Origin of the sequence: Streptomyces sp. NPDC058375 (assembly GCF_042723425.1) — a bacterium.
GTDB classification, from domain to species: Bacteria; Actinomycetota; Actinomycetes; order Streptomycetales; family Streptomycetaceae; genus Streptomyces; species Streptomyces durocortorensis.
The window spans coordinates 16,564-38,488 of the sequence record NZ_JBHXJG010000038.1 but is presented as its reverse complement, the minus strand read 5'-3'; the positions used below and the strand labels follow the sequence as shown (position 1 = coordinate 38,488).

At 70.1% G+C, this 21,925-nt stretch carries 28 protein-coding genes and 3 pseudogenes; 15 read left to right on the top strand and 16 right to left on the bottom strand.

The window, feature by feature from the left end; genetic code table 11:
- Window positions 1-52 precede the first annotated feature (52 nt).
- From ACFWM7_RS09650 to ACFWM7_RS09625, 6 genes are read right to left on the bottom strand one after another with little or no spacing between them, the layout of a single operon-like run.
- Window positions 53-1,285 (bottom strand): SRPBCC family protein, encoded by a 1,233-nt coding sequence (locus ACFWM7_RS09650; RefSeq protein ID WP_383257240.1) that lies wholly within the window; start codon window positions 1,283-1,285, stop codon window positions 53-55.
- The gene (locus tag ACFWM7_RS09645; protein ID WP_383257237.1) at window positions 1,278-1,853 is read right to left on the bottom strand and encodes a hypothetical protein; all 576 of its coding nucleotides are present in this window, start codon (window positions 1,851-1,853) and stop codon (window positions 1,278-1,280) included. Before ACFWM7_RS09645 ends, ACFWM7_RS09650 begins: the two co-directional genes overlap by 8 nt.
- Window positions 1,854-1,904: 51 nt before the next feature.
- On the bottom strand, window positions 1,905-2,162 hold the full coding sequence (locus tag ACFWM7_RS09640) for a gas vesicle protein GvpG (protein ID WP_383257233.1): 258 nt from the start codon (window positions 2,160-2,162) through the stop codon (window positions 1,905-1,907).
- A 41-nt stretch (window positions 2,163-2,203) separates the two neighbouring features.
- Entirely contained in the window at window positions 2,204-2,914 is a 711-nt protein-coding gene (locus ACFWM7_RS09635; RefSeq protein WP_383257228.1) for a GvpL/GvpF family gas vesicle protein, read from the bottom strand.
- A gap of 2 nt (window positions 2,915-2,916) precedes the next feature.
- Window positions 2,917-3,357, bottom strand: coding sequence for a gas vesicle structural protein GvpA (locus ACFWM7_RS09630; RefSeq protein WP_383257226.1), 441 nt, complete (start codon window positions 3,355-3,357; stop codon window positions 2,917-2,919).
- Between the two features lie 45 nt (window positions 3,358-3,402).
- Window positions 3,403-3,702: a gas vesicle protein gene (locus tag ACFWM7_RS09625; protein WP_383257223.1), complete on the bottom strand. Its 300-nt coding sequence runs from the start codon at window positions 3,700-3,702 to the stop codon at window positions 3,403-3,405.
- A 253-nt stretch (window positions 3,703-3,955) separates the two neighbouring features.
- Between ACFWM7_RS09625 and ACFWM7_RS09620 the strand changes: the two genes are divergently transcribed.
- Complete coding sequence (locus ACFWM7_RS09620) at window positions 3,956-4,243, top strand: GlsB/YeaQ/YmgE family stress response membrane protein (protein WP_383257221.1); 288 nt, start codon at window positions 3,956-3,958, stop codon at window positions 4,241-4,243.
- A gap of 52 nt (window positions 4,244-4,295) precedes the next feature.
- Here the strand turns inward: ACFWM7_RS09620 and ACFWM7_RS09615 are convergent, their stop codons facing one another.
- Window positions 4,296-5,405, bottom strand: coding sequence for a YihY/virulence factor BrkB family protein (locus tag ACFWM7_RS09615; protein WP_383257217.1), 1,110 nt, complete (start codon window positions 5,403-5,405; stop codon window positions 4,296-4,298).
- A 134-nt stretch (window positions 5,406-5,539) separates the two neighbouring features.
- Here ACFWM7_RS09615 and ACFWM7_RS09610 point away from each other — a divergent pair, with 134 nt between their 5' ends.
- The 12 genes from ACFWM7_RS09610 to ACFWM7_RS09555 all read left to right on the top strand — a co-directional run bounded on the left by ACFWM7_RS09610 (window position 5,540) and on the right by ACFWM7_RS09555 (window position 12,675).
- Window positions 5,540-5,860 (top strand): gas vesicle protein, encoded by a 321-nt coding sequence (locus tag ACFWM7_RS09610; RefSeq protein ID WP_383257214.1) that lies wholly within the window; start codon window positions 5,540-5,542, stop codon window positions 5,858-5,860.
- 34 nt (window positions 5,861-5,894) lie between these two features.
- The gene (gene gvpJ, locus ACFWM7_RS09605) at window positions 5,895-6,362 is read left to right on the top strand and encodes a gas vesicle protein GvpJ (protein WP_383257212.1); all 468 of its coding nucleotides are present in this window, start codon (window positions 5,895-5,897) and stop codon (window positions 6,360-6,362) included.
- A gap of 3 nt (window positions 6,363-6,365) precedes the next feature.
- The gene (locus ACFWM7_RS09600) at window positions 6,366-7,124 is read left to right on the top strand and encodes a GvpL/GvpF family gas vesicle protein (RefSeq protein ID WP_383257209.1); all 759 of its coding nucleotides are present in this window, start codon (window positions 6,366-6,368) and stop codon (window positions 7,122-7,124) included.
- Between the two features lie 2 nt (window positions 7,125-7,126).
- A complete protein-coding gene (locus tag ACFWM7_RS09595; protein ID WP_383257206.1) occupies window positions 7,127-7,381 on the top strand; it encodes a gas vesicle protein GvpG in 255 nt (84 codons plus the stop codon).
- A 5-nt stretch (window positions 7,382-7,386) separates the two neighbouring features.
- Window positions 7,387-8,280, top strand: coding sequence for a histone protein (locus tag ACFWM7_RS09590; RefSeq protein ID WP_383257204.1), 894 nt, complete (start codon window positions 7,387-7,389; stop codon window positions 8,278-8,280).
- Between the two features lie 5 nt (window positions 8,281-8,285).
- Window positions 8,286-9,353 carry an SRPBCC family protein gene (locus ACFWM7_RS09585; protein WP_383257201.1) on the top strand — a complete coding sequence of 356 codons (1,068 nt, stop codon included), beginning with the start codon at window positions 8,286-8,288 and terminating at the stop codon, window positions 9,351-9,353.
- On the top strand, window positions 9,350-9,697 hold the full coding sequence (locus tag ACFWM7_RS09580) for a gas vesicle protein (RefSeq protein WP_205085540.1): 348 nt from the start codon (window positions 9,350-9,352) through the stop codon (window positions 9,695-9,697). The genes ACFWM7_RS09585 and ACFWM7_RS09580 overlap by 4 nt, the downstream gene beginning before the upstream one ends.
- Window positions 9,694-10,524, top strand: coding sequence for a GvpL/GvpF family gas vesicle protein (locus ACFWM7_RS09575; RefSeq protein WP_383257198.1), 831 nt, complete (start codon window positions 9,694-9,696; stop codon window positions 10,522-10,524). The genes ACFWM7_RS09580 and ACFWM7_RS09575 overlap by 4 nt, the downstream gene beginning before the upstream one ends.
- Before the next feature lie 2 nt (window positions 10,525-10,526).
- Window positions 10,527-10,754 carry a gas vesicle protein gene (locus ACFWM7_RS09570; RefSeq protein ID WP_030084767.1) on the top strand — a complete coding sequence of 76 codons (228 nt, stop codon included), beginning with the start codon at window positions 10,527-10,529 and terminating at the stop codon, window positions 10,752-10,754.
- Window positions 10,751-11,029, top strand: a complete 279-nt coding sequence (locus ACFWM7_RS09565) for a gas vesicle protein K (RefSeq protein ID WP_030807560.1) — start codon at window positions 10,751-10,753, stop codon at window positions 11,027-11,029. The genes ACFWM7_RS09570 and ACFWM7_RS09565 overlap by 4 nt, the downstream gene beginning before the upstream one ends.
- A gap of 120 nt (window positions 11,030-11,149) precedes the next feature.
- The gene (locus ACFWM7_RS09560) at window positions 11,150-11,641 is read left to right on the top strand and encodes an Asp23/Gls24 family envelope stress response protein (protein WP_383257192.1); all 492 of its coding nucleotides are present in this window, start codon (window positions 11,150-11,152) and stop codon (window positions 11,639-11,641) included.
- A 95-nt stretch (window positions 11,642-11,736) separates the two neighbouring features.
- Window positions 11,737-12,675: an SDR family oxidoreductase gene (locus ACFWM7_RS09555; RefSeq protein ID WP_383257190.1), complete on the top strand. Its 939-nt coding sequence runs from the start codon at window positions 11,737-11,739 to the stop codon at window positions 12,673-12,675.
- A gap of 20 nt (window positions 12,676-12,695) precedes the next feature.
- Here ACFWM7_RS09555 and ACFWM7_RS09550 read toward each other — a convergent pair whose 3' ends face one another.
- From ACFWM7_RS09550 to ACFWM7_RS09540, 3 genes are all read right to left on the bottom strand, one after another.
- A complete protein-coding gene (locus ACFWM7_RS09550; protein ID WP_383257189.1) occupies window positions 12,696-14,369 on the bottom strand; it encodes a phytoene desaturase family protein in 1,674 nt (557 codons plus the stop codon).
- A 76-nt stretch (window positions 14,370-14,445) separates the two neighbouring features.
- Window positions 14,446-14,910, bottom strand: coding sequence for an SRPBCC family protein (locus ACFWM7_RS09545; RefSeq protein ID WP_383257187.1), 465 nt, complete (start codon window positions 14,908-14,910; stop codon window positions 14,446-14,448).
- A gap of 93 nt (window positions 14,911-15,003) precedes the next feature.
- Window positions 15,004-15,978: a TIGR03557 family F420-dependent LLM class oxidoreductase gene (locus tag ACFWM7_RS09540; RefSeq protein ID WP_383257184.1), complete on the bottom strand. Its 975-nt coding sequence runs from the start codon at window positions 15,976-15,978 to the stop codon at window positions 15,004-15,006.
- 144 nt (window positions 15,979-16,122) lie between these two features.
- Here ACFWM7_RS09540 and ACFWM7_RS09535 point away from each other — a divergent pair.
- Window positions 16,123-16,305, top strand: a pseudogene (locus ACFWM7_RS09535) (DUF664 domain-containing protein); the annotation flags it as partial.
- Here ACFWM7_RS09535 and ACFWM7_RS09530 read toward each other — a convergent pair.
- The 3 genes and pseudogenes from ACFWM7_RS09530 to snpA all read right to left on the bottom strand — a co-directional run.
- Window positions 16,290-16,507, bottom strand: a pseudogene (locus ACFWM7_RS09530) (MFS transporter); the annotation flags it as partial. The pseudogenes ACFWM7_RS09535 and ACFWM7_RS09530 sit on opposite strands and share 16 nt — an antisense overlap.
- A gap of 50 nt (window positions 16,508-16,557) precedes the next feature.
- The gene (locus ACFWM7_RS09525; protein ID WP_383257182.1) at window positions 16,558-16,713 is read right to left on the bottom strand and encodes a hypothetical protein; all 156 of its coding nucleotides are present in this window, start codon (window positions 16,711-16,713) and stop codon (window positions 16,558-16,560) included.
- A gap of 420 nt (window positions 16,714-17,133) precedes the next feature.
- On the bottom strand, window positions 17,134-17,793 hold the full coding sequence (snpA, locus tag ACFWM7_RS09520; RefSeq protein ID WP_383257179.1) for a snapalysin: 660 nt from the start codon (window positions 17,791-17,793) through the stop codon (window positions 17,134-17,136).
- A 378-nt stretch (window positions 17,794-18,171) separates the two neighbouring features.
- Between snpA and ACFWM7_RS09515 the strand changes: the two are divergent.
- A pseudogene (locus ACFWM7_RS09515) lies at window positions 18,172-18,417 on the top strand (CBS domain-containing protein); the annotation flags it as partial.
- 193 nt (window positions 18,418-18,610) lie between these two features.
- Here the strand turns inward: ACFWM7_RS09515 and ACFWM7_RS09510 are convergent.
- The 3 genes from ACFWM7_RS09510 to ACFWM7_RS09500 form a co-directional block, all read right to left on the bottom strand.
- Complete coding sequence (locus ACFWM7_RS09510; RefSeq protein WP_383257177.1) at window positions 18,611-19,729, bottom strand: aromatic acid exporter family protein; 1,119 nt, start codon at window positions 19,727-19,729, stop codon at window positions 18,611-18,613.
- Between the two features lie 77 nt (window positions 19,730-19,806).
- The gene (locus ACFWM7_RS09505) at window positions 19,807-20,412 is read right to left on the bottom strand and encodes a sigma-70 family RNA polymerase sigma factor (protein ID WP_383257175.1); all 606 of its coding nucleotides are present in this window, start codon (window positions 20,410-20,412) and stop codon (window positions 19,807-19,809) included.
- A 149-nt stretch (window positions 20,413-20,561) separates the two neighbouring features.
- On the bottom strand, window positions 20,562-21,698 hold the full coding sequence (locus ACFWM7_RS09500; protein ID WP_383257173.1) for an amidinotransferase: 1,137 nt from the start codon (window positions 21,696-21,698) through the stop codon (window positions 20,562-20,564).
- Between the last annotated feature and the right edge of the window lie 227 nt (window positions 21,699-21,925).

The following is a 21,925-nucleotide window of genomic DNA, read 5'->3' as shown; positions in this document are numbered from 1 at the left end:
CTCCGGGTCTGTGCCCGGGGCCGGTCACCGGTGGGTCTGTGCGCGGGGCCGGTCACCGGTCGGCGGCGGCCGTACGGCGGCGGGAGCGAGAGGCCGGGCGCGGCTCCTCCTCCACCTCGTCGTCTGCCGCTTCGTCGTGGTCCTGCTCCTCGGCGTCCTCGTCCGTGGACTCCTCCGCCGGTTCCTCCAGCTCGTCCTCTTCCTCGGCTTCCTCGGCGGCGTCCGCGTCCTCCTCGCCTTCCTCGGCGGTGTCCGCGTCCTCCTCGCCTTCCTCGCCTTCCTCGTCGACGTACTCCTCGTCCTGCGGCTCTTCGTCCTCGTACGCGAGGTCGTCGTCCTCGGCGCCCTCGCCCTCGGGGTCGTCGTCCTCGTCGCCGGGCTGCTCGTCCTCGTCCGCGCCGTCGGGCGAGCCGTCATCGGACTCGGCGCCCTCGTCGTTCTGCGCCTCCTCCTCTTCGAGCGCCTCGTCGTGGCTGACGACGACTTCCCCGTCACGGATCTCGCCCCGCCAGCTGTCGGTCGCCTCACCCCGCATCATGATGAACTTGCGGTAGAGCTTGAGGTCGAGCCGGGCCCGGCGGCCCTGGGCGCGCCAGATGTTGCCCGTCTTCTCGAACAGCCCCTTGGGGAAGTATTCGAGAACCATCAGGACGCGGGTCAGGTCGTCGGTGATCGCGTGGAAGGTGACCACGCCCTTGACGGTGCCCTTGGCGCCTTCGGTGGTCCAGGTGATGCGTTCGTCGGGCACCTGCTCGGTGACGTTCGCCTTCCAGCTGCGGGTCGACTTGGCGACCTTCACCTTCCAGTTGCTCGTGGTGTCGTCCGCCTTGTCCACGCTCACGACGCCCTTGGCGAACGAGCTGAACTCCTGGAACTGGGTCCACTGGTCGTACGCCTCGCGGACCGGCACGCCGACGTCGATGTCCTCGACGATGGCGACGCTCTTGGACTTGCCCCCACCGGACTTGCGTCCCTTGCCGAACAATCCCTTGACCTTGTCCTTCACGGTGTCCTTGAGGTGGGAGGCACCCGCGCTCATGGCGGCCTGGGCCGGCGACTTGCCTTCGCCGAGAGCCTGGCCGCCCTTGGCCAGGCTCTTGAGGGCGCCGCCCCCGCCGCCCGGCTCCGCGAGCTTGGAAACCGAGTCGCCCAGACGGTGCCCCAGCTGGGTCACCGCGTGCTCGGCACGGGCCCGGAGGTAGTTCTGCAGTTCTTCCTTGAGACGGTCGGTGGCCGGGTTCTTGACCACGTCGTCCTTGATACCGCCGAGTGTGGAGTCAGGCATCGTCGCCTCCCCGGGCCTTGCGGCCGCCGGATGCGGCGGTCTTGCGTGCGGCACCGGTGCTCTTGCGCGCGGAGGCGGAGGCCTTGCTCGCTCCCCCGGACCGGCCGCCGCTCGACGAGGACCGGCTCTTCGAAGCGGTCTTGGAGCCGGACGCGGCGGTCTTGCGAGGGGCCCGCTTGCGCTTCTCGCCCTCGTTCGAGTCCTCCTCGTCCCGGTTCTCCCCGGCTTCGTCGTCCTCCTCCTCGTCCGGTTCCTCTTCGTCGGCCTCGGGGCCCGATTCGAGCGCCTGTGTGCGTTGCTGAAGCGAGTCGGCCAGGCTGCCGGCCCGCTGCGTCACGGCCTTGGTGGCCGCGGTCTTGGTGGCGTCCACCAGTTCCTTGCGCACCTGGTCGTTGAGGGAGCCCAGGACCGGAGAGTTGGCCAGCATCTTGCCGAGCTGCCGCGGGTCCAGATCGAACTTCTTGCCGACGAGGAACATCCCGAACCCCAGGGCGAGTTTGGCCTTCTTCGTGCGCCCCAGCAGGTATCCCCCCACCAGAGCCGCGCCTATCTTGGCGTTGTTCGTCATGTGCGATGCACCTCGGATCTCCCCCCGGTCACGTGTGGTTGTGGCTGATGGTCACGGCGCCTGCCGTGCGTTCTGCCGGTACTCCTCGATCTCGTCGAGCCGGTCGAGCAACTCGTCCTCGCGGCGGTCGAACTCCTCGGCGTCGATGAGGCCGTTGTTCAGGTCCTGCTCCAACTGCGCGAGCTGGGCGCGTACCGGCTCGGGGTCGTAGTACTCCTCCTCGGCGGCGTGGACGACCTGGTCAAGGACCCAGACCGTTCCCCGTACGGGGGCCAGTGGCAAGGTCAGAATGTTGCTGATGAGGCCCATGGCCAGGTCACCTCCGCTCCGGGAGCCTTTCGGCCCGGCGGTCAGACGAAGCTGTACGGCGGCAGCGGGCCCGTCAGTGTGAACGAGTACGCGTCGCCGCGCTCCTCCGCCTCACGCTGGACCGCTGCCACGAAGGCGTCGGTCTCCGCCCGTGGGACGAGAAAGGACAGGTTGAGGAACTGCTGCGGAGCGGGCTCCGCGTGCGAGCTGTGGGTGGCGGCGTCCGCCAGCCGGGCGGCGACGTCCTCCGCCTCCCGCTGACCGCGGGCGGTCACCTCGCGGGCCACCAACTCCCCCAGGGCGACCCGGTCGTCGTGACTGCCCTGGGCGCGCACCCGTTCGTTGAGCTGCCGGATCTCGTCGGACTCGGTCATGATCTCCCGAAGGAGGTCGTCCTCGTCGCGGCCGGCCTTGAGGTTGTACTCCACCCGGCCGTCCAGCTGTGCCAGCCGCTCGCGGTACGCGTCGGCCTCCCGGTCCAGGGCTGCGGTGACCTCCTCGTCACCGGGGCCCACCAGGCCGAACCTCATGGGCAGGGTGGCCCCACCCGCCATCAGCGTCTCCAGGACGTTCTGATGGGCCATGACATCGCGTCGCTTGGCACGAAGCCCGTCAGGCGCCTCGCTGACCACTGCGGCCAGCAGGTCGGTGCGCAGGGTGCGCAGCTCCGAGGGCGGGTCGCCCACCCCGTGCAGGCCGTTGAGGGGCAGCGGGTGGTCGGCGCCGGTGATGGCGTAGATGTACGTGGGCACCGTTACTCCTCGCTTCGCTGAGACTGTCGGCTGGACGTCGACTTACGGGCCGGGCGCTTGCGGGGCTCCTCCTCGGGCTCCTCGCGCTTGCCGCCCTGAAGGGATTCGCTGAACGCCTCGACGGCGCCGGTCAGCGCGCCCTTGGACTTGCCCTTGGCGCCGTTCTCCGTCATGTCGCCGACCAGGTCGGTGAGCTGGCTCGGCGCCTTGCGGCCGGACTCCAGGTCGAGCCGGTTGCAGGCCTCGGCGAACCGCAGGTAGGTGTCGACACTCGCGACCACCACCCGGACGTCGATTTTGAGAATTTCGATACCGACCAGGGAGACGCGGACAAATGCGTCGATGACGAGCCCACGGTCGAGTATGAGCTCAAGAACGTCGTAGAGATTTCCCGAGCCGCCGCTCCCACCGGACGTCGCATTGCTCTGCTGAACGAGTGCCATGGGGAACTCCTTTCGGTGATCTTTGTTACGTATAACGCTGGAATTTCAGCGACGATCGATCTGGCCCCTGGCATAGCGGCGCAGTCGCTCGTAGGACAAAAGCGTTCCCTGCGGGTCGAGTTCAACCCGGTAGGAGGCCATCACACTCATGGTGTCCGGCACTCTCTCCAGCTCGACCACTTCCACGTCCGCCGACCAACCGCCGTCGGTGGCCCTCACCGCGGAAACAGAACCCGGCTCGCACTGGAGCATTTCCGTGAGCTGCGCGGAGGCCTGCCGCATGGCGGTGGGAACGTCGACGCGCTTTCCGTCGTGCTCTTCATCGGTCTTCTTCTCGGTGCTCATCCTTCACCTGTCGCCGGGGATGACCGCTTGCTGATCGGTCTCCGTCGTCCGTGGCTGACGTTCGCCTGCCCCTGCGATCCGGACATATGCGCGAACGAAGCGGTCGATGGTGGAGATGTGTACGGACGGCACCGGATTCCTCCTTCTCCTGTTTCTCCTGGCGACATGAGGAGCGGTGTCCCCCAGGTGCCGAGGGTCCTCTCGCCCCTTGGGGGTATCCGAAGCGGACACGACGATCACGAAGGAGTCGGTCATGGAAATCTCCGGACTCGTCAGCGCTCTGGCCATCGGGGCGGCGGTCGGCCTGCTGGGGCGCCTCGTCCTGCCCGGCCGTCAGCACATCGGCGTCCTGTGGACGCTCGTCGTCGGCATCGCCGCCGCGCTTCTGGGGTCGCTGCTGGCATTCGTACTGGGGGTGGGCGACACGCGGGGTGTCGACTGGTTGGAGTGGCTCATCCAGATCGTGCTGGCCGGCCTGGGCGTGGCCGCCCTGGACCGCGCCCTGGCCGGGACCGAACGCCGGCCGCGGAGGCGCACCTGACGCCCGCTGCCGGAGACCCGTTGTCGCAGACCCAGCGGATCGCGTCGCCCGTTCAGTCGGCCCGCAGGTCGCTGGTGGGCCCCGTCCCGCCCATGGCGCGACGGTCCTCATCGGTCCATGAACGGGTGTCGCGAGGTTCGACGTAGGGCTCCTCGAACGGCGGGTGACCGCCCAGGATGGCGCGCTCGCGGGCCATCTCCGCGTCGAACTCCAGGCCCAGCAGGATCGCCAGATTGGTGATCCACAGCCAGACCAGGAAGACGATGACACCGGCCAGCGCCCCGTACGTCTTGTTGTACGAGCCGAAGTTGGCGACGTAGAACGCGAACCCGGCGGAAGCCGCCATCCAGATCAGCAGCGCCAGAACACTGCCGAGGGAGCCGAAGGCGAAGCCCCGCCCCTTGGCGTTCGGAGCCGCCCAGTACAGGACCGCCAGCATGACGGCCACGCAGACGACGAGGGCGGGCCACTTGGCGATCGACCAGATCAGGAGCGCCGTGTCGCCGATGCCCAGCAGTGCGCCGAGCTCACGGGCGATGCCCCCGGTCAGCACCACCATCAGGGCGCAGGCACAGGCCAGGATCATGAGTACGAGGGTGAGCCCGACGCGTACCGGCAACACCTTCCACAGCGGGCGGCCCTCCGGCAGGTCGTAGACCGAGTTCGCCGCACGCATGAAGGCGGCCACATAGCCGGAGGCGACCCACAGCGCCCCGAGCAGGCCGACGATCGCCAGCACCGAGCCGGTGCCGCCGCTGCCCTCCAGTTGAGTGATCGCACTCGTGATCACGTCCTTGGCTGCTCCCGGCGCCAGCTTCTCGACGTTCTCCAGCGCCTTCTGCGTCGTCGACTCGCCCGCGATCCCGAGGAGCGAGACCAGCACCAGGAGGGCCGGGAAGAGCGACAGGATTCCGTAGTAGGTGAGCCCCGCAGCCCGGTCGGTCAGCTCGTCCCGCTGAAACTCCTTCGCCGTCCGCTTGAGAACCGCCCACCACGACGCCCTGCCCAGTTCGGTCGGCGTGTCCGGCGCGTCGCGCTCCACCTGGGCCTCGGGCCCGTTCGGCTCACTGCTGTCCACCTCCTCCGTCCGCTCCGTTCCACCGCGGCTCCCCGGGACCGGCGCGTACGGGGAGCCCTGCTCACTGCGTTGTTCGTCGGCCATGAACGGCGGCTACCCCCGACAGCGTCGTTATGCAGGCTCGATGGGCCTTCTGCCGGGAGCACGCCCCGCGGCACGTGTCACGACACCGGCCCACCCAAGATGCGGCGCGCCGGAATGTGACGAGACTGGGCGCTATGGCAGACCAACGTTCGGGACGGGCCACGAGCCCGACCAGGGCCCGGAAGAAGACCGCGCCCAGCAAGGGGCCCGAGCACGCTGCTCGTGCCGCCTGCCAGAGCCTGGAGGGGCTGATCGGCCATCGCGCCGAAGGTGTCTCCGCGGTCCGGCGGTCGGACGACGACGGCTGGTGCGTGGTCGTGGACGTTCTCGAGGTGCCCCGGATCCCGGACACGACGAGCCTGCTCGCCTCCTACGAGGTGCAGCTGGACAAGGCCGGAGAGCTCCGGGAGTACCGCCGGGTCCGTCGCTACCGGCGCGGTGCCGCAGACGAGTGATCCGACCGTCCGACAGCTGGAAGGACCCATCCTCATGACGACCACCACCACGACCTACGCCGACGAGATCGCGCCGTGTCCGCCCCGCGCCGGCACCCTGTACGACGTGCTGGAACTCATCCTCGACCGGGGCATGGTGATCGATGTATTCGTCCGGGTCTCCCTGGTCGGCATCGAGATCATCAAGATCGACGCCCGCATAGTCGTGGCCAGCGTGGACACCTACCTCCGCTTCGCCGAGGCGTGCAACCGGCTCGACCTCGAACGGGACTCCGGCAGCACGACCGTCCCCGAGCTGCTCAGCGGCGGAGTGGCGAAGTCCGTCGGAAAGCGCAAGGTGCGCAAGGCCGCGGAATCGGTGGGCGACTCCGTACGCAAGGCGGTGGGGCGCGACGACGATTCCGACGAGGCGGAAGAAGAAGAGGAAGAACGCCCGAAGAGGCGCCGTGCCCCCGCCCGCAGCGGCAGCGGCGCGAGCCGGCGCCGTCGAGCGGAGGCGTGAGCCGTGGACAGCCCCGGACTGTACGTCTACGCGGTGGTGAGCGACGGGACCGCTCTGCCCGAGGGGGCGGGGGGCGTGGGCGATCCACCTGCCGCCCTGCGCGTCGTCGGTACGGGGAAGGTCGCCGCAGTCGTCAGCGTCGTCCCCGCCCGGTTGCGCGCACGGCGTCGGGATCTGCTGGCCCACCAGGACCTGCTGATGGGCCTGGCGGAAGGCGGCCCCGTCCTTCCGATGCGTTTCGGCTCGGTGGCGCCGGACGAGGACGCTCTCCTCACCCAGCTCGCCATGGCGGAGGCGAACCACCTCGCCACCCTGCGGAAGCTCGACGGCCACGTCGAGATCAACGTCAAGGCCCTGCCGGCGCAGGACTCCCTGGCAAGGGTGGTGGCCGAGGACGCCGCCGTACGGCGTCTGCGGGACGCGGTGCGCAGACGGCCCGGTTACGAGGCCAGCGTCCGGCTGGGCGAAGCGGTGGCCTCCGCCCTGGCGCGACGTGCGGCCGAAGCGGGCCGGGAGGTGCTGCGCGAGCTCGCTCCGTTGGCTCGCGCGGCCGCCACCGGACCCGAAGTGCAGGGATGCGCGCTGAACACGTCCTTCCTCGTCCCGCGCAGCCACAGCGAACGGTTCCGTACGACGGCCGAACGGCTCGCCGACGCCCGCCGTAGCCATGTCGACCTCCGCATCGCGGGCCCGCTGCCCTGCTACAGCTTCGTCGGTGACTCGGGCGCTCCGCGCCGGCCGGCAGCGATGGCCGAAGGCTGACGATGGGACTGATCTCCGGACTCCTGCTCCTGCCGCTCGCTCCGGCACGCGGCGTGGTGTGGATCGCGGAGAAGCTGCAGGAAACCGCGGAGCGCGAGCTGTACGACCCCGGTGTGATCCGTGCGCAGTTGGCCGAACTCAACCGCGATCTCGACGACGAGCTCATTGATCTCGAAGCGTTCGAAGCGGAGGAGGAAAGGCTGCTCGACCGGCTCCACGCCGCTCAGAAGCGCTGTGACGTCGACAACAGAAGGTGACAGACATGGATGACCAGGCCAAGGTGGCGCTGGCAGCCGCCGTAGTGGGCGGGTATGTGCTGGGCCGGACGAAGAAGGGCCGGCTGGCGCTGAGCGTCGCGACCTATATGGCGGGACGGCGGTTCGGGCTCGAACCCCGTCAGCTGGCGGCCGAGGGGATGCGCCGGCTCGGAGAGGTGCCCCAGTTCGCGGAATTGCAGGAACAGTTGAGGGGCGAGGTCCTGGACGCCGGGCGCCAGGCCGTGACCGCCGCCGCCAACCGGGGCATGACCTCGCTGGCGGACGCCATCAGCGACCGCACGCTGCGCCTCGGTCAGACACCCGAGGCCGACGAGGACGACGAGGACGACGAAGACGAGGCCGACCTTCAGGGGGAGTACGAGGAGGACGAGGGCGAGCCGGAGGACGAGGAGGAGCCCGACGAGGAGGACGAGCCGGACGAGGAGGAGCCCGAGGAGGACGAGCCCGACGAGGACGAGGAGGAGCCCGAGGAGGACGAGGAGGAGCCCGAGGAGGACGAGCCGGACGAGGAGGACGAGCCGGACGAGGAGGACGAGCCCGAGGAGGAGGAAGCCCCGGCTCCGCGAGCGCGCCGCAAGAAGGCACCTGCCGCCCCCGCGAAGAAGGCCCCGTCCCGGAAGTCCGCCCCGGCGAAGAAGTCCGCCCCGGCGAAGAAGTCGGCCCCGGCGAAGAAGGCTCCGGCCAAGAAGTCGGCCCCGGCGAAAAAGACGGCAGCGAAGAAGTCAGCCCCTGCCAAGAAGTCGAGCCCAGCGAAGAAGACGGCAGCGAAATCGCCCGCCAAGAAGGCGACTGCGAAGAAGGCTCCGGCGAAGAAAGGGGCCTCCAAGTCGGCCTCGTCGAAGCGGACAGCATCCAAGCGCTCCGGTAGCGGGAGGTAGATGTCATGGTGAAGTCGGACAGTACCGAGCCGGAAGAAGCGCAGGAGTCGGGTGTCGACCGTCTGAAGGACGAGCTGTCGAAGTACGCGAGCGCCCAGGTGCAGAAGATCGCCGAGAAGGCCGGCGGCAAACTCACCGATCTCACCGGCCAGTTGAGCGATGCCGCGGAGAACGGCGGCTCGTTGCCCGCGATCGGCTCCCGCGTGCTCCAGGGCGATTCCCCGCTGAAGGCCTTCGTGTCGGAGAAGGCCAAGGGCGCCAAGGACACCGTCGTGGACAAGGCCAAGGAAGCCCTCGGCGGCGGGGGCAAGGGCAAGCGCAAGTCCAGCGGCAGCAAGGTCATGAACATCATCGAGGTCCTCGATGTGGGCGTGCCTCTGCGTACGGCCTACGACGCATGGACGCAGTACGAGGAGTTCAGCAGCTTCGCGAAGGGCGTCCGCGACGTCTCGAAGAGCGATGAGACGGAGAGCGACTGGAAGGTGAAGGTCGGCCCCTCGTCCCGCAGCTTCAAGGCCACGGTGCTGGAACAGGTGCCGGACGACAGGATCGTGTGGTCGTCGGAGGGCGCCAAGGGCACGACCAGCGGAGCGGTCAGCTTCCACGAGCTCGGGCCCACACTGACCCGGATCATTCTGGTCGTGGAGTACTACCCCTCCGGGTTCTTCGAGAAGACGGGCAACCTCTGGCGTGCCCAAGGGCGCCGTATGCGGCTCGACTTCAAGCACTTCCAGCGCTACGTCACCCTCACCGAGGAGGAGCCGGAGGGCTGGCGCGGTGAGATCCGCGACGGTGAGGTCGTCGTCTCCCACGAGGACGCCGTCGAGCAGGAGGAGGCGGAGGAGCAGGAGAACGACGACGAGCAGGACGACGAGGAGTACGAGGACGAGGACGGCGAAGAGCCGGAAGAAGAAGAGGAGGACGAGGACTACGAGGAAGAGGAGGACGAGGAGCCTGAGGAGGATGACGACGAGGACGACGAGGACGACGACGAGGACGAGGACGAGGACGAGGACGAGCCCCCCGCTCCGAGGCGTCAGAGCCGTGGACGTCGTGCGAAGGGGTCGCGGTGACCGACCTCGACTTCCGGCAGGGAGATCAGCCGATCCCCGGGCCTCAGACCACCAACCTCGCCGACATCCTCGAACGCGTCCTGGACAAGGGCATCGTCATCGCCGGGGACATCAAGATCGATCTTCTCGACATCGAGCTGCTCACCATCCGTCTCCGTCTCTTCGTCGCCTCGGTCGACACCGCGAAGAAGGCGGGCATCGACTGGTGGGAGACCGATCCCGCGCTGAGTTCCAAGGCGTCGCGCAACGCCTTGGAGGACGAGAACCGTGAGTTGAGGGAGCGTCTCCGGGCGCTCGAACCGTCCGCCGACGCCGGCCGGGAGAAGGAGAGCGAACAGAGATGACACAGCCCTCGGACGCGCGGGTGGCGTCTTCGCCTGCGGAGGCGGCGGTCACGTATGTGTTCGCCGTCTGTCGCAGCACGCGTGCCACGGGCGCGTTGGATCTCACCGGCGTGGCCGGCATGCCGGGCGGTGGGGCGGTCCGGCTGCTGCCGTCGGGCCTGCTGACCGCCGTGGTGCAGACCGTCCCCGCCGCCGACTTCACGGACGAGGTCTGGCAGGGCCGCCTGTCCGACCGGGAGGAGATCGAGCGGTATGCGCGGGCCCACCACGCGGTCGTGTCGGCCGTGGCCACGCACGGGCCCGTCGTTCCCCTGTCCCTCGCCACGCTCTACCACGACGACGAGCGGGCCCGGAGCCGCCTGGCCGAGGAGGCGGACCGCTTCCACACCGCGCTGAAGCGCGTCGCACACCACGCGGAGTGGGGCGTGAAGGTGTACCGGCCCGTGACTTCCGATCCGGCCGAGGCGTCCGACGAGCCGGTCCCGGAGACGGCCGGCGGCCGCGCCCCCGGGGCGGGCCTCGCCTATCTGAACCGCAAGCGGGGCGCCCAGGCGCTGCGGGAGAAGCGCCGGGAACAGGCGCTGGACGTCGCCGAGTCGGTCGACGCCGAACTGCGCGGACTCGCCGCCGCCTCGCGTCGGCTGCGTACGCACGGTGCGGCGCCGTCGGGCGATCAGCGGGTGCACGTGCTCAACGCCACGTATCTCGTCGCCGACGACCGGGCGCACGAAGTCGGCCTGCTGGTGCGGGCGTTGGGCGAACGTACGGGAGCGCAGATCGAGCTGTCGGGCCCCTGGGTGCCGTATTCCTTCGTCGGAGAGGTGTGACCGTGGCGCACGACGTGGTGCCCTGGGACAGTCCGGAACCCCTGAGCGGCCCTCTCGGGGTGCCCCTCGTCGATCTGCTGGACCGCGTGCTGGCGACCGGGGTGGTGGTCAGCGGTGACGTGGTCATCGCCATCGCCGACGTACCTCTCGTACGGCTGTCGCTGCACGCGCTGTTGTCGTCGGTCAACGAGCGGGTGCCCTCGCCGTGGAGCGACGGGGGGCCGCTGTGACGGGCCCGCGCGTGGATCTGGACTCCGAGCAGATGGGGCGGGACCTGGTGGCCCTGGTCCTGACGGTGGTGGAACTGCTGCGGCAGCTGATGGAGAGACAGGCCATCCGCCGGGTGGAGCAGGGTGATCTGAGCGACGAGCAGGTCGAGGAGATCGGCACCACGCTCATGTTGCTCGACCAGCGGATGAAGGAGCTCTGCGAGCAGCACGGCGTACGTCCCGAGGACCTCAACCTCGACCTCGGACCGCTCGGAACCCTGCTGCCCCGCGACTGAGAGCACGCGTGGCGTCGAGCCACTCGAATGGCGTACGCGGTCGAGCAGGCGCAGAGTGAGGAGAGGGGCCCGCACGGGCCGGGGGGCAGGTCCGTGGCAATGACTCTCTGTGAGGCAGACATGGCCGACACCGAACTCCTGGGCGAAAGCACCGCGACCGGCGGGCGTTCCGAAGGACCCCGTGGTCGCGGCAGAACGACCATCAGCGACAACGTCGTCGCCACGATCGCCGGCATCGCGATCCGTGAGACCGAAGGCGTCCACTCCGTAGGACGAGGAGCGTCGAAGGCTCTGGGCGCCGTCACGGGGCGCATGCCCGGCTCGTCCGGCTCCGGCTCCTCCGGCGCGCGTCGCGCCGTCAAGGTGGAGGTGGGAGAGAAACAGACCGCGATCGATGTCGACGTCGAGGTGGAGTACGGCACGCCGATCCACGAACTCGCCGACCTGATCCGGACCCACGTCACCGACGCCGTGGAAACGATGACCGGCCTGGAGGTCGTCGAGATCAACATCGTGGTCTTCGACGTCCACATCCCCGGAGACGACGACGAGGACGATTCTGGTGACGAGAGCGGCTCTCGCTCGGGTGGAGACTCTCCTCGCGTGCAGTGAGGGGACCGTGTCCGGCCGTCGAAGACAGCGGTCTGCCGTGCACCCTCCGAAAACGGGCCTGTCCCGTGCTGGTGGTCAGCGAGCGAGGAGAAGCGATGCACGACAGCCCGGGCGGGCGTCCGGTCCGCCGTGTACCCGCCCGTCCTCTGGACGGGCGGACCGCCGTCGTCACCGGCGCCGCTCGCGGCGTCGGCCAGGCGCTCGCCCGCAGCCTCTCCGATGCGGGGATGCGCGTCGCCCTGCTGGGGCGGGAGCGGGCCACCCTGCTGGAGACCGCCGAGTCCCTCCCCGGTCCGAGCATCTGTGTCGCGTGCGACGTCACCGACCGCTCAGCGCTAGCGGACGCCGCGCGGCGTGTCGAGACGGAGTTCGGGCCCGCCGCCGTGGTCGTGGCCAACGCCGGTATCGCGGTGAGCGGCCCGTTCGACCGCACCGCCGCCGAACTCTGGCAGCGCGTCATCGACGTGAACCTCGTCGGCTCCGCCAACACGGCCCGGGCCTTCCTGCCGCAGCTCACCGCCGCCCGCGGGTACTTCCTCCAGATCGCCTCGACCGCCGCGTTCGGCTCCGCACCCATGATGAGCGCCTACTGCGCCTCCAAGGCCGGGGCGGAGTCGTTCGCCCTCGCACTGCGCGGCGAGGTCGAGCCGGACGGGGTCCAGGTCGGCATCGCCTACCTGCACTGGACCGGCACCGACATGCTCACCGGCATCGACGACCACCCCGTCCTCGAAGCCCTGCGCCGCAATCAGCCCCGCCCGGCCCGCCGCGTCCACACCACCGCCCAGGTCGCCGAGTGGCTCACCCGAGGCATCACCCACCGCGCCGCTCACATCTACGCCCCGCCGTGGCTCCGCTGGTGCCAGCCGCTGCGCCCGCTGTTCCCCGCGTTCGTCGCCCGGGCCACCCGCCGCGAGCTACGGTCCCGTCCCAGCGAGGACATGTCCTCCCCCGTCGAGGTCCTGGGCGCGGGAGGACGAGCCGACTGGAACTCCTACCGGGCGTCCCGCCCCACTCCCCCACCCGACCGGTAGCACGGCGGAGCGGGTGACGTTCACGGCCCCTCACCTCGTACGCGGGTGGTCTCGCCTTCACGTCGTACGCGGGTGGTCTCGCCGGTGCGGCCCCGGCCGGCCAGCAGTCGCTGGGCGGCGGACAGCGCGGCGGCGGTGGCCCGTGTGGAGCGGAGGGCGGCGCGCGCGGCGTTGGCGCCCGGAGCGCCGTGCACCCCGCCGCCGGGGTGTGCCGACGCGGACGCGAGGTACAGCCCCTGCACGGGCGTTTCGGGGCGGCCCGTGCCCGGTACGGGCCGGAACACCAACTGCTGGTGCATCGACGCCGTGCCCCCGTTGATGGCGCCGTTGAACAGATTGGCGTCCGCGTGCTGCAAGGACGCCGGGGCGAGGATCCGCCGGGCCCGGATCCGGCTGCGGAAGCCGGGGGCGTACCGCTCGACCTGCTTCTCCATCCGGTCGGCCATCCGCTCCTGCTCCCCGGCGTCCCACCGGCCGGTCAGCCCGTCCGCGTCCGCGTCCGCCTTCACCGTGTGGGGCACATGGGTGTAGGCCCAGGCCGATTCGGTGTCCAGCGGGGACCGGGTGGGGTCGGCGGTGGTCATCTGCCCCATCAGCAGGAACGGACGGTCAGGGACCAGCCCGCGGGCGATCTGGGACGCAAACCGGGTGAGCTCGTCGACTCCTTCCGCCAGGTGGACGGTCCCCGCGGAGGCCGCGGCCGCGCTGCTCCACGGAACAGGGCCGTTGAGCGCCCAGTCCACCTTGAACGTGGCGAAGTCCCACTGGAACCGTCGCATGTCGTCCAGGAACCGGCCCGGCAGGTGCTCGGCGGCGACCAGCGCGCCGTAGAGGCTCGGGGCGGAGACGTCGGCCAGTACGGCCCTGCGGGCGGGAACCGCCTCCCCGGACTCCGTCCGCACACCCACGGCGCGGCCCCGGCGCACGACGACCTCGGTCACCGGCTGCCCGCACCGCACGCTTCCGCCACGGCTCCGCAACCGCCCGACCAGTGCAGCGGTGAGGGCCCCGGCGCCGCCGACGGGGACGGGGAAGCCGTGGAACTGCCCCAGCATGGACATCAGCCAGCCGAAGCCGCCGCTGCCCGCCGCCTCGGGGGCCAGGTCGGCGTGCAGGGCGTTCCCGGCCAGCAGCAGCCGCCCGCCCTCCCCGGCGAACTCCTCCTCGCCCAGTCTGCGGACGGGGAGGACGAGGCTGCGGGCCAGCCGCAGCCCGCCGGCCGCCCGGAGGCGTGCCGCCAGCACGGCGCCGGCCCGGACGGGCGGGAAGGGCGAGAAGAGGGCGCTGACGATGTCGTCGCCCAGCCGGTCCCAGATGTCGCAGAGGCCCAGCCAGCCGTCACCGTCGCCGGGTGCGAAGCGGTCGAGGCCGGCGGCGGTCGCCGATCGGTCGCGGTCCAGTACGGCGCATCTGCCGTCGAGCAGCGGATGCGCGAGCACCTGGGGTGCGTGGCTCCAGCGGAGCCCCTCCCGGTGCAGGTCCAGCCGGGCCAGCACCGGGGAGGCCGCGGCCAGGGGATAGAACGAGCTGAACAGGTCGTTGACGTACTCGGGGTGAACGCCACGGTCGCTGCGGACCGCGCCGCCCGGCTCGCCCTGCGCCTCCAGCACCTCGACCGACCAGCCGGCGTCGGCGAGCAGATTGGCCGCGACCAGGCCGTTCGGTCCACTGCCGATCACTACTGCGTCGACCATGGGGATGTCTCCCTCCGTTTCAGCGGCCGAGCCCCCTCCTCGGCGGTATCCGACGTCGGCCGGTCGACCGGCGCGCCTAGGCGCGCGCGCCCTCGTTCGTCCCCGCGGGCGTACGGCGTTCGGTCAGCCGGGCGAGGCGCGCCAGCATGGTGCGGTGGCGGATCTGGATCAGCGAGTCCAGCAGGACGTTGTGGAGCGTGCCGCCCACGCCTCGCAGCGGGTGTTCGTCGACGGTCACGAGGGTCTTGTCGCCCCAGGGCCGGATGTCCAGGGCGATGCGTGCCGTCCCCAGCGGGCCGGCCTCGGCCTCCAGCTCCAGCGTCCGGGGCCTCTCGATGCGCCGCACCACCGTGCGGCCGGTGAACACCTTGGGCCCCAGCCGCACGCTGTAGGTGATCGAAGAGCCGAGCTCGGGCCAGTCGCCCTGCTCGCGGCGGGACTCGGAGGTCCCGACCACCCAGGTGCCGTACAGACGTTCGTCCTCCAGGATCGTCCATACGGCGGTCGGAGCGCGGTCGATGAGGTGGTGCCGGGCGGCCATGTTCTTCCTCGCTTCGTCGGTTTGTCGCTTCGTCGCTTCACTACTCGGGCGTCCCTAATGCTCGAGCGTCCCGGACGCCGGACGCCTTCAGGCTCACGGACGGTTCGGTTCGAGCTGTCGGATACGTCCGTCGAGTTCGCGCCGGTAGAAGTCGATGAAGCCGTCGGGGTCGGGGCCGGCGTTCTGCATGACCAGCCGGTCGAAACCCGCGTCCACGAACTGCTGGGCCACCTCGACGTACCGTCCGGGGTCCGCTCCGCAGGCGAACTTCTCCAGGATGTCCTCCTCGCGCACGGTGGCGGTCGCTGCATCGAAGTTGACCGGGTTGGGCAGCTCACTCATCACCTTCCACCCGGTCAGCGCCCAGCGCGAGGTCTCGAGCGCGGCGCGCGCGGCCGTGTGCGCGTCGGGGGCCCAGGCCATCGGAACCTCCCCGTAGCACGGGCCGGTGCCACCGGCGTCGCGGTAGTGCCGGACGATGCTCGGCTTGTCCTCGGTGGCGAACAGGCCGTCGCCCAGTTCGGCGGCGATCCGGGTGGATTCCGGGCCGCTGGCCGCCACCGCGATCAGCGGCAGCTCGTCGGGGAGGTCGAAGACCCGGGCGTCCTGCAGCCGCAGATGCTTGCCCTCGTAGGACTGGTAGCCCCCGCTCCACAGCAGCCGGATGATCTCCAGCGCTTCCCTGAGCAGCTCGTGCCGGGGCTTGACCGCGTCGGGGAAGCCGGGGCCGACGACGTGTTCGTTGAGCCGCTCCCCCGAGCCGACGCCCAGGACGAAGCGGCCTTCCGAGAGCAGGGCGAGGGTCGCGGCCGCCTGGGCGATGACGGCGGGGTGGTAGCGCACGGTGGGGCATGTCACCCCGGTCGCCAGACCGATCCGCGAGGTCCGGGCCGCGATGCTTCCGAGCACCGTCCAGGCGAAGGGTGAGTGGCCCTGGTTGTCGAGCCAGGGGTGGTAGTGGTCGCTGATCTCCACGAAGTCGAATCCCGCCTCCTCGGCGAGCACCGCCTGCCTGACCAGCTCCACCGGACCGAACGCCTCCGCCGCCAGCTTGTATCCCACCTGCATGTGATCCTCGTTCCGTGTGCGTCGCGGCTGCTTTGTCCGCCGTGGCTTCCTCCACGTCGTTTCGTACGCACAGGGGTACCCCTTGATGCAGACGCGTAACGCCTGCCTGCCTCGCCCGGACCGGCCGGTACAAGCTCTCGCCGCATGGTCGGCAAGTTCGCAAAGGACATCCTGCACGGGAGACTGCGACGGACCGCGAGACGCTGCTCTGGAAGCTCGACGGCTTGTCCGAATACGACGCCCGACGCCCGACGCCCGACGGCCGTTGACGGCGACCGGGACCAACCTCCTGGGCCTGGTCAGCACGTGGCCGCCGCAGAGGCCAGGTTGCCCAGCGTGATGCCGAGGCCGGAGACAGTGTTGTAGAGACCGTAGTGGGTGGCGACCAGCCGGTTGTCGCGGAGAACGACCACCGTCTCCATCTCGAAGGGGTAGATGATCGCTCCGCCGACAGCGAGGGCACCACGGCGGACACCATGGCGGTGAGGGCCATGACGGGCGCGTCGTGAGGCGTGAAGGCCAGGGGGACGTGGCTTCACCCAGGCTGTCAGGCGGAGTTGTCCGCCCTGCGGAACATGGTCACCAGTAGTGCCGACGTCCTCCTATCGCGTGCCCCAGAGCTCCGAGAACCCAGAGCACCGCGCCGATGGCGACCAGGATGATTCCGATGGTCCACAGGACGCCGATACCGGCGATCAAGCCGATGATGAGAAGAATGAGGCCGAGGATAATCATGGTGCCTCCGATCAGGCGCACCCCCGCGTATTCAGTCTGACGTCGTAGTGACCAGCCCACAACAGGGGCGATCCGGGCGCCCTGCGCCAGGGCGCCGAGGCCGGGGAGCCGCGCAGCCCGATCGCGAGGCTCGTCCGGGCCTGGGGCAGCGCCCGCAATGACCGGGCGGTGCGCCGGGCCAATCCGCACGAGCCCGGGCCGCGCACCAGCTCGTAGGCGGGCCTCCGTCGACCCGCGCCGCCCGGGGCAGCCCGTTTCAGCGGTGAACGTGCCGGGGGCGCGGTCGGCGGTATGGCGTCACACCGCGCGGCTCCGACGGCCGAGGGGTGGAGCGCGGGGGGCCGTTCCGCGTCCGGAACGGCCCGCCGTTCGTGCGGGTGAGCAGTCAGCTCGCGCCGGTCGGTGTGCCGGCGTGGCCCGTCAGGAGGCAGGCCGTGCGAGCGCCGCCGCGAAGCCGTTCTGCCAGAGCTGGTTCACGCGGGCTCGCTCTCTGGCGTCCGGCTGGGCGTTGGTGCAGGACGGGCCGGGGCCGCCGCCGGACATCAGCTGGCTGCACGGGCCGGAGTAGGTGTCCGGCAGACCGAGCACGTGCCCGGTCTCGTGCGTGGTGACGCGGGTCGAGTTGTACTGCTGGTTCTGCCGGTAGTCCAGAAAGATGAAGCCCCGGCCGTGTCCGTCGGTCGAGGCGTACGAACCGCGCGGGTCATTGCCCTCGCGGTAGGTGAAGTCCGCTCTGGAGCCTTCCTGGAGCCGGACGTTGGATACCGAGCTGTTCCAGATGCGCGTGCTGTTGGCTATCTGGATGCGGAAGCTGGGCGCGGAGGCCGCGCTGTAGGTGACGGTGACGGCCTGGGCCCCCGGGTTGGCGGCCCGCTTCTCGGTGACCGACTTCATCACGGCGTCGAAGAACGCCTGGTTCGCGGCGACGTTCTCGCCCGAGCCGTTGTACGCGGCGAAGCCGGCGGAGGGGGCAGGAGCAGGAACAGGAGCGGCGGCGGAGACCGCGGGAGCCGCACCTAATGCGGCGACAAGGCCGAGGCCGGCAAGGGCGCGGGCGGCGGCGGTCGAGACGTGTTTCATGGGGGATCTCTCCTACTGTCCGGTGAGCCCGCGTCCCGGGGTTTGTCCGCTCAGCGGACGAGGCGCGAGGCGGTACGGGGAGAGTGTGAGGGTGCGGGCGGCCGCCGGGGATGATGCCAACTCGCGATTACGCCGCCCTATCACCCGCCCCGGCGGGAGAGGACCGGCCCCGGTATCGGCCTGACCGGCACCCGGCCTTTGCGGTGGCATCGACGACGAGAGGCGCAGCGACTTCCAGCGGCTACAGCCCAGGGTGGGGCCGGCCGGTTCCCCGACCCGAGCGGCCCGGGGCTTTGACCGCGGGCCTGACGTCAGGGACGCCCCCGGGCGAGAGCCAAGCGTGCTGCGTACCGGTCCGTACGTCCCGGAGAGGAATGAGGAGAGGACCCGGCGGACTGCACGGCGGGCGAGCTGGCTCGGGGCGAAGCCGTGACCAACGGCGCTGACGACCCCGCCGACGAAATCCTCCGGACGATGACGGCGCACAAGGTGCGCAGGCTGCCGGTCATCGACGGCCACACCCTGGTCGGTATGGTCGCCGCGGCGGAGGTAGCCCGATCCTTGCCGGACCCCAGGTGGGACTACGTGCCGTCGGAACCCACCTGCGGGACATCGTCGAGGTAGATCGTCACTTTCCGGATACCGGCCGCGGCAGCTTCGGTGATCCCGTCGGCCGGGTCTGCCGATACCCGAGTCCGCCCCGGTGACCAAGGCGACGGAGGTGCTCGGCCCGGTCGCGCCGGTCACTTCCAGGGGCGGTACGGGGAAGGGGACGGGCCCACACGGGCCGTGCTGGGGGTGCCGCGGTTGCCCGGTGTCAAACGTGCTGTTCACCGGCTTCGGCGTCTCCCGCGTCGGGCGTGAGGTCGTCCAGCAGGGCGTGGCAGTCGGCGATCAGGCTGCCGAGCACGGCTCCCGTGTCGGGGCCCTGGGCGGGCAGCTGCTTCTTCACGGCGGTGAGGGCCCGTCGGGCGTCGGCCAGTGCGGAGTCCCGCCGGTCGCGCTGCTCCTGGTCCGTACCGTCCGCCATGAGCGACTCGTACGCCTCGCACACCTGCGCCGCTGCCGCCAGGAGCCAGCCGAGTTCGTGCCGGGCACGGCCCAAGGGGCGAGGCAGTCCGCGGTCCTCGGAGGCGGTCTCCCAGAGCGTGAGGGTGAGGGCGAGCAGCCGGTTCGCCACCCGGGCCCAGAGAATGTCCCAGTCGGTGGACGGAGCGGGCGTCCAGCGGCGGAGGCGGCGGCCGGGGTTGAGCCGGGAGCTCTCGGAGTCCCACCCTCGTCCGACGTACAGCTCCGACAGCGCGGCGAGCAGGTCTTTGGCGCCGCGGTGCCACTGTTCGGCCCGCAGTGCGTCGTAGTCCTCGATGCCGTCGGCCATGTCCCGCAGCAGGTGTGCGCTGTCGCGCGGCAGTACGGAGGCCAGCTTGCTGACGTGGAGGGAGTGGACCGGCGGTAGCACGACGGCGTTCACGACAATGCCCACGGCGGCCCCCACCAGGGTCTCCAGGAGCCGGTGCCCGACGGCCGGCCAGGAGTAGGAGCCGTACGCGAGGACGAAGAGGGCGGTGGTCGGCGCGTACAGGCCCTGCCCGCCGACGGGGGCCAGATTGCCGAGCAACGTCGCGAGCGGGAGAGCGACGACGACGGCGAGCATCGTGTCGCCGGTGAGAGCGGCGGCACCGGCGGCGAGCAGCGTACCGGCCGTGATCATGAGGACGATCTGGACGGCGGTGCGCAGGGACCTGTAGACGGTCCCCTGGACCAGCGCGACAGCCGCCCAGGGAGCCATCAGGGCCATGGGCGCCTCCAGCCACCACCCGGTCAGGGCCCAGGCGATGATGGCCGCGACGGCCGCTTTCAAGGACTGCACCACCTGATAGCGGTCGGGACGGTGCAGACGAGGCGCGAGGCGGGCGAGCGCGGCCTTCATGACCATGGTGGCACGGATGGTGACGGGTGCGGCACGCTGAACTTCCCTCCGCCGGCCGGACGATGTGGTCGGTGACGTCGCATTCACGCCGCCTGGTGCGGGACGTCAAGACGCAGTCGCCCGCACGGCTGGTGGAGCAGGCGTGAGACGTGCATCCGCGAGAGGCCCAGGCGCTCGGCGATGGCCCGTTGGGTCAAGTCGCCGAAGGAGCGCACATAGAGGATCAGCCGTTCTCGCTCGGCAAGCTCGATCTGGGCGCCCGTGGGCGACCGAGGCCCGCCCTCCGCCTGGATCAGGTCGCGTCGCGTCGTCCGTACCCGGTCGCGCAGATCCTGGATGCGGCGCGGTACGTGTACGTCCCGGGTGTGATCCCGGAAGTGCCGCTTCAGTTCGCCGGCGACAGTCGGAACCGCGTATGTCTCGAACGCCTCCGAGCGCTGGGGGTCGTAGCGGTCCACCGCCTTGGCCAGGCCCATGGCAGCCACCTGCCGCAGATCGTCCATCGCCTCCCCCCGGTCACGGAATCGGGAGGCGATCCGATGGGCCATCGCCGGCCACGCACAGACCAGTTCGCTGCGCAATCGGTCCCGCTGGCGCCCGGGAGGCAGTTCCCGCAGCTTTCGGAACCCCTGCTGCGGGGGCGATGGGTCCTCGCCCGAGCGTCGCTCATGGCCGGACGCAGCCTGCATACGTGTTCACTCCTCGTCGACGCTGCGTGGGACCGCCGTCGGAGCCCGGCACCGGTCGGACAGAGCCGCCCGCGACTCCCTCGGGCACGCCTCCTGTTTGAAGCACGCCGCCCGGATACCCGTGCCCATGGTGCGTAAACGAGGGTGTCTTACTCGAAATAGGACTCCAATCCGCCCCGCCGCCGGATATCGAGGGTCGCGCAGTGGAAAGAGCCTCCGAAGGGCGCGTAGTGCAGCAGATCGCAGGGGACCGGGTCGAACCCCCACGTCTCCAGTGCACGCAGCATGCCGGTGTGGTGGCGCTCCGCGATGACGCGTTTTTCGTCGATCATGAGGACGTTCATGCTGAGCCACTTTCCGCACAGGGAAGTGACCCGCAACAGGGGGTCACGGATGGGGTCCGGTGGGGGCGCGATCAGGATGTCCCAGGATCTCAGGATGTCGGGCAGCCGGTCCACGTCGATGTATTCGGGGTTGACGAGAGCCTTCCCCGGGGCGAGCACCATGAAGGTGGTGTCGATGTGCATGGGCGTACGGCATCGGGTCTCGATCTCATGAATTCGATATCCCGGGCCGAGGTGACGTCGTACCCATTCGATGCCCAGCCGGTTGGTGACATTGCTGCGCGTGACGAACAGATCGCGGCCTGCCCGGACGAAGTCAGCGGCGTCGAAGACGGGTTCGAACTCGGTCAGGATGTAGCGCATCGGCTCGCCGGGGCCGGGGCGCCGGTAGCCGGGGTCGTACAGCTCATCGGTGAGCTGCGGCTTCGGTGCGGCGGTCCAGCGGGCGCCCCGACGGAAATAGTCCTTGAGCAGTGCCCGGTAGGAGTGGGTCTCGAAATATCTGGACGGCCAGGCCATCGGCGTTTCGATGATCTCGTCGCCGATCACCAGCATGCTGTCCCGGGGGCAGGTGTTGCAGAATCCGCGTGACGACCAGTCGGGGGTGGAAAATCTCCGTCGATGGTCGACGGGATCGGGCCGGGTGACCGTGATACCGAGGGACTGGAGCAGGGTGACGAATTGATCGAGCTCCTCCTGGGCCGGCCCGACCAGGGCTCGCGGATATCTCAGTCCTGCGGCGAGCTGCTGAAACCGGGCGGCCCACGGCGGTACGTTGCAGGAGACTACCGGGTGCCGTGAGGGAGTGGTGGCGCCGTCGAGACGGCCGACGAGAATTTCCTCCAGCGGATCCCATTCGTTGTGCGAACTGACGGGTGAATGAGGAGTTTCCGCATTCTCGCCGGTTCGGTCCACGTTCTTCGCTGTGGTCGGATCGCTCATATGTACACCCTCGCGCATCCCCGGCCGAACCGGGGGGTGAAAGGCGCCCTGCAGTGGGCACGGGAAAGCGGGGTGCCCACAACCGGCCGCTTCTAACACCGCACCGCACCGGGCCCCTCCGGTGCGATCCACGTTTGATCCCAGCGCTGAGGGAACCCAGGGTCGTGCCGGAGCGTACGTACGCCGAACCCCTTCACTCCGTCGGTCCAGCTGCCCGTCCTCGGGCC

Coding starts and splice junctions, on each gene's coding strand:
- ACFWM7_RS09555 (WP_383257190.1), top strand. CDS start 11,737: ATGCACGACAGCCCGGGCGGGCGTCCGGTCCGCCGTGTACCCGCCCGT.
- ACFWM7_RS09505 (WP_383257175.1), bottom strand. CDS start 20,412: ATGCAGGCTGCGTCCGGCCATGAGCGACGCTCGGGCGAGGACCCATCG.
- ACFWM7_RS09615 (WP_383257217.1), bottom strand. CDS start 5,405: ATGGCCGACGAACAACGCAGTGAGCAGGGCTCCCCGTACGCGCCGGTC.
- ACFWM7_RS09560 (WP_383257192.1), top strand. CDS start 11,150: ATGGCCGACACCGAACTCCTGGGCGAAAGCACCGCGACCGGCGGGCGT.
- ACFWM7_RS09525 (WP_383257182.1), bottom strand. CDS start 16,713: ATGATTATCCTCGGCCTCATTCTTCTCATCATCGGCTTGATCGCCGGT.
- ACFWM7_RS09645 (WP_383257237.1), bottom strand. CDS start 1,853: ATGACGAACAACGCCAAGATAGGCGCGGCTCTGGTGGGGGGATACCTG.
- ACFWM7_RS09545 (WP_383257187.1), bottom strand. CDS start 14,910: ATGGCCGCCCGGCACCACCTCATCGACCGCGCTCCGACCGCCGTATGG.
- ACFWM7_RS09620 (WP_383257221.1), top strand. CDS start 3,956: ATGGAAATCTCCGGACTCGTCAGCGCTCTGGCCATCGGGGCGGCGGTC.
- ACFWM7_RS09575 (WP_383257198.1), top strand. CDS start 9,694: ATGACACAGCCCTCGGACGCGCGGGTGGCGTCTTCGCCTGCGGAGGCG.
- ACFWM7_RS09650 (WP_383257240.1), bottom strand. CDS start 1,285: ATGCCTGACTCCACACTCGGCGGTATCAAGGACGACGTGGTCAAGAAC.
- ACFWM7_RS09500 (WP_383257173.1), bottom strand. CDS start 21,698: ATGAGCGATCCGACCACAGCGAAGAACGTGGACCGAACCGGCGAGAAT.
- ACFWM7_RS09630 (WP_383257226.1), bottom strand. CDS start 3,357: ATGGCACTCGTTCAGCAGAGCAATGCGACGTCCGGTGGGAGCGGCGGC.
- ACFWM7_RS09640 (WP_383257233.1), bottom strand. CDS start 2,162: ATGGGCCTCATCAGCAACATTCTGACCTTGCCACTGGCCCCCGTACGG.
- ACFWM7_RS09610 (WP_383257214.1), top strand. CDS start 5,540: ATGGCAGACCAACGTTCGGGACGGGCCACGAGCCCGACCAGGGCCCGG.
- ACFWM7_RS09550 (WP_383257189.1), bottom strand. CDS start 14,369: ATGGTCGACGCAGTAGTGATCGGCAGTGGACCGAACGGCCTGGTCGCG.
- ACFWM7_RS09540 (WP_383257184.1), bottom strand. CDS start 15,978: ATGCAGGTGGGATACAAGCTGGCGGCGGAGGCGTTCGGTCCGGTGGAG.
- ACFWM7_RS09595 (WP_383257206.1), top strand. CDS start 7,127: ATGGGACTGATCTCCGGACTCCTGCTCCTGCCGCTCGCTCCGGCACGC.
- ACFWM7_RS09585 (WP_383257201.1), top strand. CDS start 8,286: ATGGTGAAGTCGGACAGTACCGAGCCGGAAGAAGCGCAGGAGTCGGGT.
- ACFWM7_RS09590 (WP_383257204.1), top strand. CDS start 7,387: ATGGATGACCAGGCCAAGGTGGCGCTGGCAGCCGCCGTAGTGGGCGGG.
- gvpJ (WP_383257212.1), top strand. CDS start 5,895: ATGACGACCACCACCACGACCTACGCCGACGAGATCGCGCCGTGTCCG.
- snpA (WP_383257179.1), bottom strand. CDS start 17,793: ATGAAACACGTCTCGACCGCCGCCGCCCGCGCCCTTGCCGGCCTCGGC.
- ACFWM7_RS09625 (WP_383257223.1), bottom strand. CDS start 3,702: ATGAGCACCGAGAAGAAGACCGATGAAGAGCACGACGGAAAGCGCGTC.
- ACFWM7_RS09510 (WP_383257177.1), bottom strand. CDS start 19,729: ATGGTCATGAAGGCCGCGCTCGCCCGCCTCGCGCCTCGTCTGCACCGT.